The organism is Bradyrhizobium sp. Leo170, from assembly GCF_004296405.1.
Classification (GTDB): domain Bacteria; phylum Pseudomonadota; class Alphaproteobacteria; order Rhizobiales; family Xanthobacteraceae; genus Bradyrhizobium.
Map to the genome: position 1 here is coordinate 1 of NZ_PSRR01000188.1, position 16432 is coordinate 16432.

The window sequence follows — 16432 nt, forward strand, 5'->3', positions numbered from 1 at the left end:
GCCGCCGCCGTGTCGCCGGAACAGCAGGCCGCGCCGATGCAACCGGCGTCCTATGGCGACGTCACCGTCCGCCCGATCGCGCAGAAGCCGACCCTGTTCCCCGATCCGGAAGCGACCAGGGTCGAAGCCCACGAGCCGGCGACGCCGGAAAACTTCATTCCGCCGACCGCCGAGCGGCCGCCGGTGCGCACGCCGCGGATGCCGAAGTTCGAGGACCTGCCGATGCCGGCCCAGGCCGAGATTCGCCAGGCCCGTGGCGAGGCCGAGGAGGAACATCCGCAGAAGACCCGCCTGTCGCTCTTGCAGCGGCTCGCCAATGTCGGCCTCGGCCGCCGCGAGGAGGAGAGCGAGCCCCCGGTCGCGGCCCGCGCCTCCGGTCCGGCCATGCCGCCGCTACCCGAGCGCAAGCCGCAGCGTAACGTGGCGCAGCAGATCGCGGCGCACGACCCGGTATCTGAGTATGCGAAGCGTCCCGCGCCGCAAGGTTTGGATCCCCACGGCCGGCCGGCACCTGTTGCGCCGACGCCACAGGGAGATGACCATCTTGATATCCCGGCCTTCCTGCGCCGGCAGGCAAACTGAGCTTTGTTACAATCCTGATCATTCAAAGAGCCCCGGCGGAACCCGCCGGGGCTCTTTTCTTTAACCGTCTCCGTGGTCATAGCCCGGCAAACAAGTAACTGAAATTAAATGATTAATCAGGTATTCCATGACTTGGTCATGGTACCGAAAGGGTGTCCGGCCGCTCCGTAATTTGGTTAAGCCTTGGCGCGATTGCGGCGGAGATGGGGTAACAATCGGTAAAGAAGCGTGAGTTGTACGCTCTCGGGCGGTGACTATGGTCTGTCCAACTTTGGGGATGCCTAAGCGAGTCGGTTGGGGAAGTAAGGCCGCCTCGTCTTAGGTTACGTCGGGTAGTGTGGGCGCATATCGGATGAAATTAAGCCGTCAAACAACGCTTCGGTCGCAGGCCACCGTGACGGGCGTCGGCGTTCACTCCGGTTTACCGGTCAGCCTTACCATTGGACCTGCTCCCGTTGACGCGGGCTATACTTTTATCCGGACGGGTCTCGACGGGGCCGACCGCGAAGTTCACGCCGCCGCTGATGCCGTGATCGCGACCGAGTTCGCGACCGTCCTGGGCGACCGCGAGGGGCCGCTGGTATCGACCGCCGAACACGTGCTGGCTGCGCTGCGCGGCATGGGCGTCGACAACGCCACCATCGAAATCGACGGTCCGGAAGTGCCGATCATGGACGGCAGCGCTTCGGCCTTCGTCGCCGCGGTCGATCAGGCCGGTATTGTCACCCAATCCGCCGCCCGCCGCGTTCTCCAGGTGCTGAAGCCGGTGCAGGTCGCGATCGGCGACTGCTTCGGTGAGTTCCGTCCCTTTGCCGGCGGCTTCCGTGCCGAAGTCGAGATCGACTTTGCCAATCCCTTGATCGGCCGCCAGAGCTACTGTTTCGATCTTTCCGCTGAGAGCTTCCGCCGCGAGATTTCGCGTGCCCGCACCTTCGGCTGCATGAATGACGTGGCGCGGCTGTGGAGCGCAGGTTTCGCGCTCGGCGCCTCTTTCGAGAACTCGGTGGTGTTCGACGAGACCCGCCTGCTCAACGCCGAAGGCCTGCGCTTCCGCGACGAATGCGTCCGCCACAAGGTGCTGGACGTGGTCGGCGATCTCGCGCTGGCCGGCCTGCCGATCCTGGGCGCCTATCGCTCGGTTCGCGGCGGCCACAAGCTGAACCATGCCGCGCTGACCGCGCTGCTTTCCGATCGCAGCGCGTGGCGGGTGGTCGAATCGGAAACCGCGCGCCGTTCCCGCACCGTTGCCGAGGCCGGGAGTGCCACTGTCGGCGGCCTGATCGCCCCGGCCTATGGCCCGGACGTGTCCTAAACACCGCTTTCCGTTAGCGTTTTCTAGAGCGTTTTCGAGCGAAGTGGGCACCGGTTCGCATGAAGAAAACGGGTCAAAACAAGAATCTAGAGCTTCGGTTCTGATTCCATCAGAACCGAAAATGCTCTAGCAATTTCCATAGTAACCACAGCCGATAGTGACCGTCTTGGGGCCGCCTTAATCCGGGCGAAATGGCTCCGTATTCGGTTGGTCGAGGGTCGTTTTTCGGCTAGACAGGCCTGCGGTTGCACGGGGCAGCACAGGCGCGGGGAAAATTTCCGTCCATGGCCTCGTTCGTGGACAGATCGCCATCAATCGCTTCCAAGGCGCCGGGTTCTCACATTCATGCCGTTATCGCGTAGCACGCACGAATCATGCACCTCATCAGCCGGCCGCGCCGGAGGGGCATCATTGTTGCGGCTGGCCGCGGGCCTGATCGTGCTGGCGCTGCCGTTGGGTGGTTGCGGCACCGGTCCGCTGTGGGACAAGTTCCTGGCCAAGGACGACACCTTCAACGAGGAGCCCGCGGACAAGCTCTACAATGAGGGCTTGTACCTGATGAACCAGCGCAAGGATCCTCGTGCGGCCTCGAAGAAGTTCGAGGAGGTGGACCGTCAGCATCCCTATTCCGATTGGGCGCGCAAATCGCTCCTGATGTCGGCCTATTCCTCCTACCAGCAGGGCGACTACGATACCTGCATCGGGTCGGCGACACGTTACGTCACCTTGCATCCCGGCAGTCCGGACGCGGCCTACGCGCAATACCTGATCGCGGCCTCGCATTACGACCAGATCCCGGACATCACCCGCGACCAGACCCGCACCGAGAAGGCGATCGCGGCGCTGGAAGAGGTGATTCGCAAATATCCGACCTCGGAATATGCGACCTCCGCCAAGGCCAAGCTCGAGGGCGCGCGCGACCAGCTCGCTGGCCGCGAGATGAATGTCGGTCGCTATTACATGGAGCGGCGGGACTTCACTGCCGCGATCAATCGCTTCAAGACCGTGGTCACGCAGTATCAGACCACGCGGCATGTCGAGGAGGCCTTGGCGCGGCTCACCGAGGCCTATATGGCGATCGGCATCCCGAGCGAGGCGCAGACCGCCGCCGCTGTGCTTGGGCACAATTTTCCTGACAGCCGCTGGTACAAGGACGCCTATAATCTAGTAAAGTCCGGCGGTCTCGAGCCGAGCGAGAATCAGGGTTCCTGGATCAGCAGGACCTTCAAGAAGATATTATAGGCCTGGAATAGTCCTCACATGCTGGCGCGTCTGTCGATCCGTGACATCGTCCTGATCGAACGGCTCGATATCGAATTCTCCCGTGGTTTGGCGGTGCTGACCGGCGAAACCGGCGCGGGCAAATCGATCCTGCTCGATGCATTTGCGCTGGCCCTTGGCGGCCGCGGCGATGCCGGGCTGGTGCGGCACGGCGCCGAGCAGGGGCAGGTGACGGCGACCTTCGACGTGCCGAAGAATCACCCGGCGGCAAAGCTGCTGGCCGATAACGGGCTCGACGACAACGGCGAGATGATCCTGCGCCGCGTGCAGCTCGCCGATGGCCGCACCCGCGCCTTCATCAACGACCAGGCGATCTCTGTGCAGACCCTGAAGGCGGTGGGCGCCGCGCTGGTCGAGATTCACGGCCAGCATGACGAGCGCGCCCTGGTCGATGCCTCGACCCACCGGCGGCTGCTTGACGCCTTTGCGGGGCTCGAGAAGGATGTGGCGGCGCTGGAATCGCTGTGGGAGGCACGGCGCAGCGCCAACGCCGCGCTGGAGGAGCATCGCGCCGGCATGGAACGCGCCGCGCGCGAGGCCGATTATCTGCGCCACGCCTCGCAGGAACTGAAGACGCTGGCGCCGAAGGACGGTGAGGAGACCGAGCTCGCCAACCGCCGCACCACCATGATGCAGGGCGAGAAGATCGCTACCGATCTGCGCGAAGCGCAGGAGGCGATCTCGGGCCCTCATTCGCCGGTGGCCGCGCTGTCGGCCGCTGTGCGCCGCCTTGAGCGCCGCGCTGGCAGCTCGCCGTCACTGGTCGAGCCCGCGGTGAAGGCGATCGATGCCGCCATCAACGCGCTCGAAGAGGCCGATCAGCACCTCAACGCTGCGCTTGCGGCGGCCGACTTCGATCCGGCCGAGCTCGAGCGCATCGAAGAGCGCCTGTTCGCGCTGCGCGCCGCCTCGCGCAAATATGCGACGCCGGTCGATGGATTGGCCGCACTCGCCAGCAAATATGCCGCCGACATTGCGCTGATCGATGCCGGCGCCGATCGGTTGAAGAAGCTCGAGGCCGCGGCTGAAGAGACCGACAAGCGCTATGCTGCCGCGGCAGCCAAACTGTCGATGGCGCGGACCAAATCCGCCGAAAAGCTCAACAAGGCCGTTAACGCCGAACTGGCGCCGCTGAAGCTCGAGCGCGCGAAGTTCATGACGCAGGTCGAGACCGATGCGGCCTCGCCCGGGCCGGAAGGCATCGACCGCGTCGAGTTCTGGGTCCAGACCAATCCGGGGACAAAGCCGGGGCCGCTGATGAAGGTCGCTTCCGGCGGCGAGCTGTCGCGCTTCCTGTTGGCGCTGAAGGTCGTGCTGTCCGACCGTGGCTCGGCGCCGACGCTGGTGTTCGACGAGATCGACACCGGCGTTGGCGGCGCTGTGGCGGATGCGATCGGTGGGCGGCTGTCGCGGCTGGCCGACAAGGTGCAGGTGATGGCGGTCACGCATGCGCCGCAGGTCGCAGCCCGCGCCAGCCAGCATTTGCTCATTTCCAAGGACGCGCTCGACAAGGGCAAGCGCGTCGCCACCCGCGTCAACGCGCTCGCCGCCGACCACCGCCGCGAGGAAATCGCCCGCATGCTCGCCGGCGCCGAGATCACCGCCGAAGCGCGCGCGGCCGCGGAGCGCCTGTTGCGCGCGGCCACCGCGTAACTCTCTCCGTCATTCCGGGGCGATGCGAAGCATTGAACCCGGAATCTCGAGATTCCGGGTTCGGTCCTAACGGACCGCCCCGGAATGACGAGATTAGTTACAGATCGACTCGTACAGATCGTTCCACTCGGGGTTATTCGTTTCGATCAGCTGCACCTTCCAACTTCGCTTCCACCTCTTGAGCTCCTTCTCGCGCGAGATCGCGGAGATCGGATCGTCATAGATTTCGAACCATACCAGCCGTGTGATATTGTATTTGGAAGCGAAGCCACGGACCGCCTTGGTTCGATGTTCATAGACGCGGCGTACGAGGTCGTTGGTCACGCCAATATAGGTCGCTCCATCCTTTCGGCTCGCAAGAATATAGACGTAGTAAGCCATGATAGCGGTGTGCATAACCTCTAGATTCCGGGTCTGGTCCTTCGGACCATCCCGGAATGACGAACTATAACGGGCATCATGGCCAAGTCCAAAAAAACAGTCCTTCCCGACGTCGACAAGCTCACCAAGGCGCAGGCCAAGGTCGAGCATACGCGGCTCGCGCTCGAACTGGAGGCGCACGACCGGCGCTATTACCAGGAAGACGCGCCCACCGTCACCGACGCCGAGTATGACGCGCTGCGCCAGCGCTACAACGCGATCGAGAAACGCTTTCCCGACTTCGTCACCCCTGATTCGCCATCGCAGAAGGTCGGCGCCGCACCGTCGGGACGCTTCAAGAAAGTGCGGCATTCGCTGCCGATGCTGTCGCTCGACAACGCCTTTGCCGAGAGCGACGTGCGCGACTTCGTCGATCGTATCGTGCGCTTCCTGCGGCTTGGTGACGACAAGATCGATTTCTCCGCCGAGCCGAAGATCGACGGCCTCTCGATGTCGCTGCGCTATGAGGGCGGCGAGCTCGTCACAGCCGCGACCCGCGGCGATGGCGCCGAGGGCGAAGACGTCACCGCCAACATCCGGACGCTCGAGGATGTCCCCGAGAGGTTGAAGGGCCGCAACGTGCCCGAGATCTGCGAGGTGCGCGGCGAAGTCTACATGACCAAGAAGGCCTTCCTTGCGCTCAACGAACGCCAGAAGGCCGCCGGCGATACCGTCTTTGCCAATCCGCGTAATTCGGCCGCGGGCTCGTTGCGTCAGAAGGACCCTGGCATCACCGCTTCGCGGCCGCTCGGCTTCTTCGCCTATGCCTGGGGCCAGATGAGCGCGATGCCGGAGGACACGCAGACCGGCATGATCCATTGGTTCGAGCGCTGCGGCTTCAAGACCAATCCGCTGACCAAGCTCTGTCACTCGGTCGATGAGCTGCTTGCCTTCCATCACAAGATCGAGGAGCAGCGCGCCGAGCTCGACTACGACATTGATGGCGTTGTCTACAAGGTCGACCGCATCGACTGGGAGGAGCGGCTCGGTTTTATCTCGCGCACGCCGCGCTGGGCGATCGCGCATAAATTCCCGGCCGAACGGGCGATGACCGTGCTGCGCGATATCGAGATCCAGGTCGGGCGCACCGGCTCGTTCACGCCGGTCGGCAAGCTCGAGCCGGTCGGCGTCGGCGGCGTCATCGTGCAGAACGTCACGCTGCATAACGAGGACTACATCAAGGGCATCGGTGGTCACGGCGAGCAGTTGCGAGAGGGCCGCGACATCCGGATCGGCGATACCGTGGTGATCCAGCGCGCCGGTGACGTGATTCCGCAAGTGGTCGACGTCGTCATCGACAAGCGGCCGAAGAACGCCAAAGAGTTTCACTTCCCGAAGAAGTGCCCGTGCCCGCTGCATACCGACGTCGTGCGCGAGGAGACCGCGACCGGCGAGGAGGGTGCGCGCGCCCGCTGCACCGGCGAGTTCGCCTGTCCGTTCCAGAAGATCGAGCACCTGAAACTGTTCGTCTCGCGCCGTGCCTTCGACATCGATGGGCTCGGCGAGAAGCAGCTCGAATTCTTCTTCGATAAGGAATGGGTGCGGGAGCCCGCCGATATCTTCACGCTGCCCAAGCGCAACCAGAAGCTCAAGCTCGAAGAGATCGAGGGTTACGGCGAAACCTCGGTGCGCAACCTGTTCGCAGCGATCGAGAGCCGGCGCCGGATCGCGCTGGAGCGCTTCATCTACGCGCTCGGCATGCGCCATGTCGGCGAGACCACGGCGCTGGCGCTGGCGCGCGGCTACGGCTCATGGGAGGCGTTCCACGATGCCTGCCTGCGGGTTGCGAAGGGTGACGAGGAAGCGATCGCGGAGATGGATGCGCTCGACCAGATCGGCGACACCGTGATCAAGAGCGTCGCCGCCTATTTCGGCGAGAGCCACAACCGCGGCATCGTCGAGCGGCTGGTCAAGGAGCTCGACGAGATCATCGATACCGAAAAGCCGAAGAGCAATTCGGCGGTCGCCGGCAAGACCGTCGTGTTCACCGGCTCGCTGGAGAAGATGACGCGCGACGAGGCCAAGGCGACCGCCGAGCGATTGGGCGCGAAGGCGGCAAGCTCAGTGTCGAAGAAGACGGACTACGTGGTCGCAGGTCCCGGCGCGGGATCGAAGCTCGCGGAAGCCAAGAAGCACGGCGTGGCCGTGCTGACCGAGGACGAATGGCTGAAGCTGATCGGGGAGTGAAGTGACCTGGTTGTCATTCCGGGATGGTCCGAAGGACCAGACCCGGAATCTCGAGGTTCCGGGTTCGATGCTTCGCATCGCCCCGGAACGACGCACAACAGCTACATCATCCCCGCTTCGTCCTCCTCCGCCCGCTCGATCAGTGCCTCGGTCACCACCACGTTTCGCCGTGGCACGAGAAAAATCATGCTCGATGCGCATGCGATCGAGATGACGAGGATCGCGCTCGTCAGCGGCAGCGTGGTGGTGGAATGGCCGCCGAGATAGGCGCCGAACTGCGATACCAGCGAGCCGACGCCCTGCTGCAGGAATCCCATCGCGCCGGAGGCGGTGCCGGCGGCTTCGGGGCGGACGCTGATCGCGCCGGCCGCCGAGTTCGCCATCACGAAGGCGTTGCCGGCCATCACGATCATCTGGGTGCCGAACAGCCAGAGCGGGGCCTGGTTGACCCCGGTGAAGCTAAAGATGAGGTTCAGGAGGCTGCCGCCGAGTTGCAGCGCGAGCCCGAACCAGATCAGCCGTTCCAACGAGTGGCGCGGCGCGAAGCGTACGCAGAGCAAATTGCCGACGAGATAAGCAAAGCCCGTGGTCGCGAACCACGCGCCATATTCGGCGCTGGTGCGTCCCATCTGGGTCACCACGATGTAGGGGCCGCCGCCGGCGAAGGTGAAGATGATCTGCGAGGCCAGCACCTGGCACAGCACATAGCCGATGAAGGCGCGGCTCTTGATCAGGCTGCCGACATCGCGGCGGAAGTTGCTGTCGTCGCTGCGGACGCGACGCGTCTCCGGCAGCGCCAGCGCGATGCCGACGGCGACCGCGAGCGAGCCCGCGGTGATGGCATAGAAGATCGCGCGCCAGCCGAACGCGGTCTCCAAGAGGCCGCCGGTCAAGGGGCTCAGCATCTGCGCGATCATCATCACCGCGATCACCAGGCTGATCATGGCGCCGACGCGGTCGCGGCTATAGAGATCGCGGATGATGGCGCGGCTCACCACCATGCCGCTGGCGCCGCCGAGCGCCTGGAAGAAGCGTGCCGCGATCAGTTGCGGGAGGGTTTCCGCGAAAATGCTTCCGATACCAGCCACCACCATCAGGCCGAGGCCGGCCAGCAGCACCGGCCGCCGCCCGAACTTGTCCGACAGCGGGCCCATGATGAGCTGCGAGCAGGCGATGCCGACCATGAACAGCGACACCGTCATCTGCGCGATCGAGATGTCGCGGCCGAACGTCGTCGCCAGCACCGGCAGCGCCGGCACCAGCATATAGAGCGAGATAGGCGCCACGCCCGTCATCGCGACGAGCAACAGCAGCATGAGCTTCGATGTCGCGATGTCCTTCGTTGCCGCGTCGGGCGGCTTGCCCATCACGCCATGCATTCAGCTTCGCATCCTTTCGTGGGGGCGAATGTAACGAGATGCGCAGATGCGAATACGGATGTTTCAGCATGCGGCTATGTCGATTCCGGGAGGCGGTGATGAAGCGGTGCCTTTGCGGCAAGCACCTGCCTCCACTGTCATCATCCGTGAAGGCGAATGATGCAGTATTTCGGAGATTGAAATTAGACCCGCGACGCCGCGGCGTACTGGATTCCCTGCCGGAGCTTGTCATCGGGCTCGCCGAAGGCGGGGAATGACGGGGAAGATAGCGGGCGCTTACTTCAGCGCCGCCGTCGCCTCATCGAGCCACTGTTGCGTGGCGTCATCGTCGAGCTGCGGGCGTACCTCGGCCTTGACGCGGGCATGATAGTCGTTGAGCCATTTCAGCTCGGCCTCGCTCAGCATCGTCACGTCGATCAGCCGGCGGTCGATCGGCGCCAGCGTCAGCGTTTCGAATGCGTTCATCGGCTTTTCGGCGCCTGATATGTCGATGCCGATCACGAGCTCGAGGTTCTCGATCCGGATGCCGTAGGCATCGGTCTTGTAGTAGCCGGGCTCGTTGGAGAGGATCATGCCGCGCTTCAGCGGCGTGGTGCCGAGCTTTGAGATTCTCGCCGGCCCCTCATGCACGGAAAGATAGCTGCCGACGCCATGGCCGGTGCCGTGCTCGAAATCGATGCCGGCCTGCCAGAGATATTGCCGCGCCAGCGTGTCGAGCTGCGCGCCGGTGGTGCCGTCGGGGAACGCCGCGCGCGCAATCGCGATATGGCCGCGCAGCACCCGGGTGAAGCGGTCGCGCATCTCCGCTGTCGGCTTACCAATCGCGATGGTGCGGGTGACGTCAGTGGTGCCGTCCTCGTATTGCGCGCCGGAATCGATCAAGAGCAGATCGCCGGATGCGATCCGGCGGTTGCTCTTGCGGGTGACGCGGTAGTGCACGATGGCGCCGTTCGGCCCGGTGCCGGCGATGGTCGGGAATGAAACATCCTTCAGCGCGCCGGTCTCGCGGCGGAAGGTCTCCAGCGCCTCGACGGTGTCGATCTCGGTGAGCCCGCCCGAGGGCGCCTCGCGGTCGATCCAGGCCAGGAAGCGCGCCAGCGCCACCGCGTCGCGCTGATGTGCAGTTCGCGTGCCCTGGATCTCCGCGGCGTTCTTCACGGCCTTCAACAGGCTCACCGGATCGCTGCCGCGCACCGGCTTGCCGCCCGCGGTGGTGATCAGGCGGTTCAGCGCCTCGGCCGCGGTCGCATTGTCGAGCGCGATCGCGGCGCCGCGCTGCGCGAGCTCGGTCAGCTTCATGGTGAGCCGGTCCGGCTCGTCGACATCGGCGGATTGCTCGAGATGGTCGCGCGTGAGGTTCGAAAGCTTGCGGTGATCGATGAACACCGTCGGCCGGCCCTCTCTCGGCACCAGCGCGTAGGAGAGCGGCAGCGGCGTATGCGAGACGTCGGCGCCGCGGATATTGAACGTCCAGGCCACTGCGTGGCTGTCCGACAGCACCAGCGCGTCGACGCCGAGCTTGTTGATCTCGTCCCTGATCCGCTCCAGCTTTATGGCCTCCGCCTCGCCGGCGAATCGCAGGCCGTGGATGGTGACCGGCCCGAGCGGCGGGCGCGGTCGCTCGGTCCAGATCGCATCGACGGGGTTGCTGTCGACCGCAACCAGATCGGCACCGGCCTTGGCGCACGCCGCCGCGAGACGCTCGGCTGCCGCAGAAGTGTGCAGCCACGGGTCAAATCCTAGGCGGTCGCCGGCGGAAAGATGTTTTGTCAGCCAGTGTTCCGGCGGCGGATCGACCAGCGGCTGGATTTGCCAGGCCTTCTGGTCGACCTGCTTGCCCGCCTGCAGCGTGTAGCGTCCATCCACGAACAGGGCGGCTTCCTGCATCAGCACGATCGCAAGTCCTGCGGATCCGGTAAAACCGGTCAGCCACGCCAGCCGCTCCTCGGATGGCGCAACATATTCATTCTGCTGCTGGTCGGCGCGGGGAATGACGAAGCCGGTCAGCTTCCGCCGCGCCAATTCCTCGCGGAACGCGGCCAGCCGCGCCGTCAGCGCCACGCCGCCTTCGGGTTCTTCGAACGTCTGGAAATGGGCCTCGGACATCGTTGGTCACTTTATGATTGCGTGGACAGGTCCGCAATGTAAGCGGATATCGCCACAATTTGGCATAAGTTATGCTTCAATACCGTCATGCAGGTTTAGAGCGTTTTCGAGCGAAGTGGGTACCGGTTCGCGTGAAGAAAACGGGTCAAAACAAGAATCTAGAGCTTCGGTTCTGATTCAATCAGAACCGAAGCTCTAGAAAAGACGGAACGGTTTTCAAGGCAAGCCGTTCGATAACGATGCCCGGGGAGGCTTCCAGGAGTGTCTCAACTCAACGGCGAGGGGATACACGATGCCTGCTTTCAGCTTTGAGAAGATTTCGCCGCCGGTCCGCCGCGGCCCGATTGCTCCCATCGAACAGAAGCAGCGCGGTGTCATCGTCCAGATCCTGGATCGCTTTGTCGAACGGCGCGTCAGGCGCCGGCTCAAGGCGGAGAAGAGCGAGACAGCCCTCGGCAAGAACAAGGCAGCCGAATAGGCGTTTCTTGCGACCGACCGCGAGGTTCACTTCACATTCGTTCGTCCAGATTGGAAGCCTTCGCCACGGTTGCGCCGATCACCCGCTTTCCTTCCAGTTCCCGAACGATCCTTTGGTGCGGTCCAACGACACCCAGATCGAACTCGCGATCGGGCGTCACGAGCATCATCTTTGCTCCGATGATGACCAGCACCGTGACGTCATGCTCCTCGCCGGAAACAGCGAGCTTTGCGATCTCGCTTCGAAATGGCTCCCGTCGCCAAGCGTCAGGAAAGCCAGGATCGCACCGGATTTCGATCCCGTCCTGCGAGGCCGTCAGCACAAGTTTCGACCTGTTCGGCTTCCAGTGCGGTCCGAATCGCTGATCGATCAACCACAGGCAATTGAAGGATCGGCACTCAGCCGGTCGGTTCTCATAGCTCTGGCATCCGCGCCCAGGCTTGCATTCCGGGCACCACGCTGCTGCCGGCTTCGCGAGCGTCTCGATCGCCATGACCTTGCAGCAAAGCGTGCAATCGCCGCATTCCCTTGCCAGAGGGCTCACTTAACCGAGCGCAGCAGCAGGCTGCTCCATCCCTCGATTCTCAGATGCCGTAACGGCACCAGCCCACGCGCGCGATAGGCGGCGATCACGCTTGGCGCCTGGTGCGTCAAGAGCCCCGACAGGATCACCAGCGCTGAAGGCGCGAGATGCCGCGCCATCGGGCCCGCCAATTGCCGCAGCGGATTGGCGAGGATGTTTGCGAGCACGAGGTCGAACGGACCGTGCTCGGAAAATTGCGGCGCCGAGAAGCCGGTGGCGCGGATCATCGTCACGAGGTGGCCGGTCTTGTTCAACTCGGCATTCTCGCGTGCGACGTTGACCGATGGCGGATCGATGTCGCTTGCCAGCACGGCGCCGTGCAGCGCTTTCGCCGCGGCGATCGCCAGCACACCGGTGCCGGTGCCGAGGTCGAGCACGCGGCGCGGATGGTGCGCCTTCAGCACGTGATCGAGCAGCAAGAGGCAGCCACGCGTGGTGCCATGGTGGCCGGTGCCGAAGGCCAGCGCGGCCTCGATCTCGATGCCGAGCTTGTTCGGCGGCACGCGGGCGCGGTCGTGCTGGCCGTGCACGACGAAGCGCCCGGCGGGGACGGGGACGAGGTCCTCGAGGCTGGCCTTGACCCAGTCCTTGGCCTCGACGGTGTCGAAGGCAATGGTCTTGGCAAGGTCGTCGCCAGCCGTATTGGCGACGAGCTCGCGCATCAGCGCCTGATCCGGAGCATCGGCAAAATGCGCGGTGACCTCCCAGCGCCCGTCCGGCCGCTCGAATGCGGCAATCGCCGTCTCGCCCTCGAAGAATATTTCGGTCAGCGTGTCGACCAGCCGCTTGGCGGTCTGCTCGTCGGGAAGCGCGAGGCTCGCGCGATGGGTGGGTTTCGGAAGCATTTAGGGTGACCGTTTCGACTTCATCTGGAACATCAGCATTAACCACGATCGCATTATCAGCAGGGAGCCGAAACTTCGAGGAACTCTCTGCTCGGCTCAGCCGCGGGCGGCTGAAAAGGCGAACCTCCATTGGCGCAGCCGCGGCTTGAGCGGAAGGGCCCGACATGGCTGCGCGGGCGGGCCTGTGCGCCCAAAACTCCGTATTTGTCCCGTAATTGAAAGTTCACCCAAACAATGCATGATCGTAACCCGTTGTTTTAATTAAATTTATAGTAGTTTTGTCCGGGAGTGATCATGAGTGGTTGCAAAAGGACGTGGGCCGAAATTCTTCGCAAGACCTTGAAGCTGATGGCGCAACGCATTGCTGAACTTCACGATCTTCGACGACAGGTGCGAGAGGCGGAAGCGAGGGCGCTTGCCAGGCGACGGCAAACATCGTCCGGACGGCCTCGAAGCATCAGAACAGGACTTCATCGTAGCCGCTTGAATGCGCGAGTCCGATGTCTTGAGAACCGGAAGCGGAACTTCTCCCTGTAAGTGATGCGCCAAATGGTACCGGGACGCTTGTTTGCGTCCGGCGTGATTGGTAAGTGCGCTCTGTATTTATTCCTGGGCGCGACTCGATGAAACGTAACGGCTTCCGATCCATGTCCACAGACCAACTGTGGGCGCTCCATGAACAAGTAGCGGCTGAGCTGACGCAACGAATAGTCAGCGAGAAAGCCACGCTTGAGGACCGGCTACGCAAGCTTCGGTCGTCTGACGAAGCTGCGAAACCCGATCGCAGCCGCCGTCCTTATCCAAAAGTCCTCCCCAAATATCGGAACCCGAAAAACCCTGGAGAGACGTGGTCGGGTCGCGGCAAACGTCCTCTATGGCTGACAAAGCGACTTGGTGCCGGCTCCAAGCTGGACGATTTCCTCATCGATCGCCCCGGCCGCAAGCGGCGCTAAACCAGATCGGTCATCGCAGTTCGCGACGCTTTTGCTTTCTGGAGCGTCGCACGGCCGTCATGGAGAAGTTGCCAGCCGAGAATACCGGGGTTTTCAACAGGGTTCTCCACCTAGACTTAGAGCATGATCCGATCAGGTTGAAATGCTGCCGCGATGGATGCTGCGCTCCATCTCTCGCAAGCAAGCGGGAGGAGGTGAAGCAAGCGACGTCGTGATAGGCTGCCAAAAAAAGGAGGGTCCCATGTCCCTGTTAAGACGGCCGCTCTATCAGCGCTCTGAAGGTGTCGACGAGGACCGCTGGCGCCTGGCATTTGATACCGAAACCCGCCGGCTGTTCGTCGAGCACGAAAAGAAGCGGGGTGACTTCCGCGGCGCCGGGTATGCCATTGAGACCGACGAGGTCGAGCTCGCGGAATTCCTGGAGCAGCCGAGCCAAGGGGGCCAAGCGCGGGAGCAGCTCGTGAAACTGCTCGAAACGCTGTTTACCGACGATCGCGACCTGTCGCAGCCCGTGGCAGCCTGACCGGGTGGTGGATGCACATCGGCTTCCACCTGATATCCACAGGCCGTCCACAGGCTTTTCAACGCCTTGCGAACAGGGAGCGATGATCGCCCAGGATCACCTGCGCGGCGTTGTGACCGGGTGCGCCGGTGACGCCGCCGCCGGGATGGGCGCCGGAGCCGCAGTGATAGAGCCCCCTCACGGGGCCGCGGTAGTCGGCATGGCCGAGCATCGGACGGGCGGAGAAGAGCTGGTTCAGCGTCAGCGCGCCGTGGAAGATATCGCCGCCCAATAGGCCGAATTGCCGCTCCAGGTCGAGCGGGGAGAGCACCTGCCGGCCGATCACGCTTGCGGCAAAGCCGGGGGCGTATCTGTCGACCGTCGCGATCATGAGGTCGGCGACCTCATCGCGATGGTCGTCCCAGGATTTGCCGTCGGGCAGTTCCGGCGCGACGTGCTGGCAGAACAGGCTCGCGACATGCTGCCCAGCCGGCGCCAGCGAGTCGTCCAGCGTCGAGGGGATCAGCATTTCGACGATGGGCTCGCGGCTCCAGCCAAAGCTGCGCGCATCAAGCCACGCGCGGTCCATATAGGAGAGGCTCGGCGCGATGATGATGCCGGCGGTGAGGTGGTCGCCTGCGCCCGGCAACGCGGTGAAGGAGGGCAGGGCGCTCAACGCGACATTCATGCGAAAGGTGCCGGAGCCGTTGCGCCAGCGCGACATGCGCTGCAAGAATTCCGGCGCCAGCGCGCCCGCCGGCATCAGCCGCGTGTAGAGCAGTTTCGGATTGACGTTGGCGGCGACATATCTGGCGCGGATGGTGGTGCCGTTGTCGAGCACGACGCCGGCGGCGCGGCCGTTCTTGACCAGCACCTCGCGCACGCCGGCATCCAGTTCGATCTCGGCGCCATGCGCGCGTGCCGCCGCCGCCATCGCCTGCGTGATCGCGCCCATGCCGCCGACCGCGTGGCCCCACACGCCCTTCTTGCCATTCACCTCGCCGAAGGCGTGGTGCAGCATCACGTAAGCCGAGCCCGCGGCATAGGGGCTCGCATAATTGCCGACGATGGCGTCAAAGCCGAACAGCGCTTTCACCAAATCGTTCTCGAACCGCTCGTCCAGCATTTCGCCGGCCGAGCGGGTGAAGAGGTCGAGCAGGTCGCGCTGCTGTTCCAGCGAGAGCTTGCGCAAGAGGTTGGCGGAGCCGAGCGCGTTGAAGGCCTCGCGGAGCGCGTCGGCGCCAAACCCCTCGACGATGTTCGGCGGCGCGCGCAGCACGAACTGGCGCAGCACGTCGGCGATCGCCTCTAATTGGCGCGAGAAGATGCCGATCTCCTCCGCATCATGCGCGCTGAGCCTGGCGACGGATTCCGTGGTGCGGCCTTCGCCGGTGAGGAGATGGCTGCCGTCAGGGGACGGCAGAAAATTTTGCGCACGGCGCTCGACGATCCGCAGGCCATGCTCGGCGAGCCCGAGATCGGCAGTCACCTTGGGGTTGAGCAGGCTGACCGTATAGGCCGCGACCGAGTTGCGGAACCCGGGATGGAATTCCTCCGTCACCGCAGCACCGCCCACCACCTTGCGGCGCTCGACCACTTTCACGCGCAACCCCGCCATCGCGAGATAGGCCGCGCAGGTGAGGCCGTTGTGCCCCGCACCGATGATGACGACGTCCGTTTCGTTCATGTCCGCTTCATTTTCTCAGGAGCTTGCCAGTAACCCATCGTTGCGCACAAGCCACTAGTAATTTCGCCACTCACCCCGGTCGTCATTCCAGGGATCGCCTCCCGGCGTGAGCCCGCCAACCTCTCCGTCATTCCGGGGCGCGCCTTTTGGCGCGAGCCCGGAATCCATTTATCCACGGGCGCAAGCGGCGAAATGGATTCCGGGCTCGTCCTTCGGACGCCCCGGAATGACACCCCCCGTCATTGCGAGCGGAGCGAAGCAATCTATGCCTCCGCTTGCGGCGCTATGGATTGCTTCGCGGAGCCTGTCATCGCGCGCGCGTTCGCGCGACCCGTTGGCTCGCAATGACGATCTGGATGCTTTGGGTGCGACATAACAACCCGTCGGGCAAATCAGCAAAAGTCTGTCCATCCTTGCAGCGAAAAATAAACCGCTTTCGCCGTCGGGCAAATCAGTGATTTAAG

At 63.8% G+C, this 16432-nt stretch carries 13 protein-coding genes and 1 pseudogene; 8 read left to right on the forward strand and 6 right to left on the reverse strand.

All coding sequences use genetic code 11. The annotated features are described in order from the left end of the window. The 4 genes and pseudogenes from CWO89_RS26735 to recN all read left to right on the forward strand — a co-directional run. Window positions 1-582: pseudogene (locus CWO89_RS26735) on the forward strand (cell division protein FtsZ); the annotation flags it as partial. A gap of 352 nt (window positions 583-934) precedes the next feature. Then, window positions 935-1894, forward strand: coding sequence for a UDP-3-O-acyl-N-acetylglucosamine deacetylase (gene lpxC, locus CWO89_RS26740; protein ID WP_130581627.1), 960 nt, complete (start codon window positions 935-937; stop codon window positions 1892-1894). Between the two features lie 345 nt (window positions 1895-2239). Then, window positions 2240-3136: an outer membrane protein assembly factor BamD gene (locus CWO89_RS26745; RefSeq protein WP_130581628.1), complete on the forward strand. Its 897-nt coding sequence runs from the start codon at window positions 2240-2242 to the stop codon at window positions 3134-3136. Window positions 3137-3154: 18 nt separating this feature from the next. Further along, window positions 3155-4828 (forward strand): DNA repair protein RecN, encoded by a 1674-nt coding sequence (recN, locus tag CWO89_RS26750; RefSeq protein ID WP_130581629.1) that lies wholly within the window; start codon window positions 3155-3157, stop codon window positions 4826-4828. Window positions 4829-4921: 93 nt separating this feature from the next. On the opposite strand, the gene CWO89_RS26755 is transcribed toward recN, so the two are convergent. After that, complete coding sequence (locus tag CWO89_RS26755) at window positions 4922-5209, reverse strand: GIY-YIG nuclease family protein (RefSeq protein ID WP_130581639.1); 288 nt, start codon at window positions 5207-5209, stop codon at window positions 4922-4924. 78 nt (window positions 5210-5287) lie between these two features. Here CWO89_RS26755 and ligA point away from each other — a divergent pair, with 78 nt between their 5' ends. Further along, on the forward strand, window positions 5288-7435 hold the full coding sequence (ligA, locus tag CWO89_RS26760) for an NAD-dependent DNA ligase LigA (protein ID WP_165421358.1): 2148 nt from the start codon (window positions 5288-5290) through the stop codon (window positions 7433-7435). Between the two features lie 101 nt (window positions 7436-7536). On the opposite strand, the gene CWO89_RS26765 is transcribed toward ligA, so the two are convergent. Next, entirely contained in the window at window positions 7537-8814 is a 1278-nt protein-coding gene (locus CWO89_RS26765) for a multidrug effflux MFS transporter (RefSeq protein WP_130581631.1), read from the reverse strand. Window positions 8815-9090: 276 nt separating this feature from the next. Further along, window positions 9091-10920 carry an aminopeptidase P family protein gene (locus tag CWO89_RS26770; RefSeq protein WP_130581632.1) on the reverse strand — a complete coding sequence of 610 codons (1830 nt, stop codon included), beginning with the start codon at window positions 10918-10920 and terminating at the stop codon, window positions 9091-9093. Between the two features lie 292 nt (window positions 10921-11212). Between CWO89_RS26770 and CWO89_RS26780 the strand changes: the two genes are divergently transcribed. Continuing rightward, window positions 11213-11398 carry a hypothetical protein gene (locus CWO89_RS26780; protein WP_130581634.1) on the forward strand — a complete coding sequence of 62 codons (186 nt, stop codon included), beginning with the start codon at window positions 11213-11215 and terminating at the stop codon, window positions 11396-11398. A gap of 31 nt (window positions 11399-11429) precedes the next feature. Here CWO89_RS26780 and CWO89_RS48115 read toward each other — a convergent pair whose 3' ends face one another. Both CWO89_RS48115 and CWO89_RS26790 read right to left on the reverse strand, forming a co-directional pair. Continuing rightward, window positions 11430-11591 (reverse strand): hypothetical protein, encoded by a 162-nt coding sequence (locus tag CWO89_RS48115; RefSeq protein WP_245476604.1) that lies wholly within the window; start codon window positions 11589-11591, stop codon window positions 11430-11432. A 347-nt stretch (window positions 11592-11938) separates the two neighbouring features. Next, a complete protein-coding gene (locus CWO89_RS26790; RefSeq protein WP_130581636.1) occupies window positions 11939-12826 on the reverse strand; it encodes a 50S ribosomal protein L11 methyltransferase in 888 nt (295 codons plus the stop codon). 623 nt (window positions 12827-13449) lie between these two features. Here CWO89_RS26790 and CWO89_RS26795 point away from each other — a divergent pair. Further along, window positions 13450-13779: an H-NS histone family protein gene (locus CWO89_RS26795; RefSeq protein ID WP_245476605.1), complete on the forward strand. Its 330-nt coding sequence runs from the start codon at window positions 13450-13452 to the stop codon at window positions 13777-13779. 241 nt (window positions 13780-14020) lie between these two features. After that, window positions 14021-14302, forward strand: a complete 282-nt coding sequence (locus CWO89_RS26800) for a hypothetical protein (protein WP_130581637.1) — start codon at window positions 14021-14023, stop codon at window positions 14300-14302. 58 nt (window positions 14303-14360) lie between these two features. Here the strand turns inward: CWO89_RS26800 and CWO89_RS26805 are convergent, their stop codons facing one another. Continuing rightward, complete coding sequence (locus tag CWO89_RS26805) at window positions 14361-15968, reverse strand: phytoene desaturase family protein (RefSeq protein WP_130581638.1); 1608 nt, start codon at window positions 15966-15968, stop codon at window positions 14361-14363. Window positions 15969-16432 lie beyond the last annotated feature (464 nt).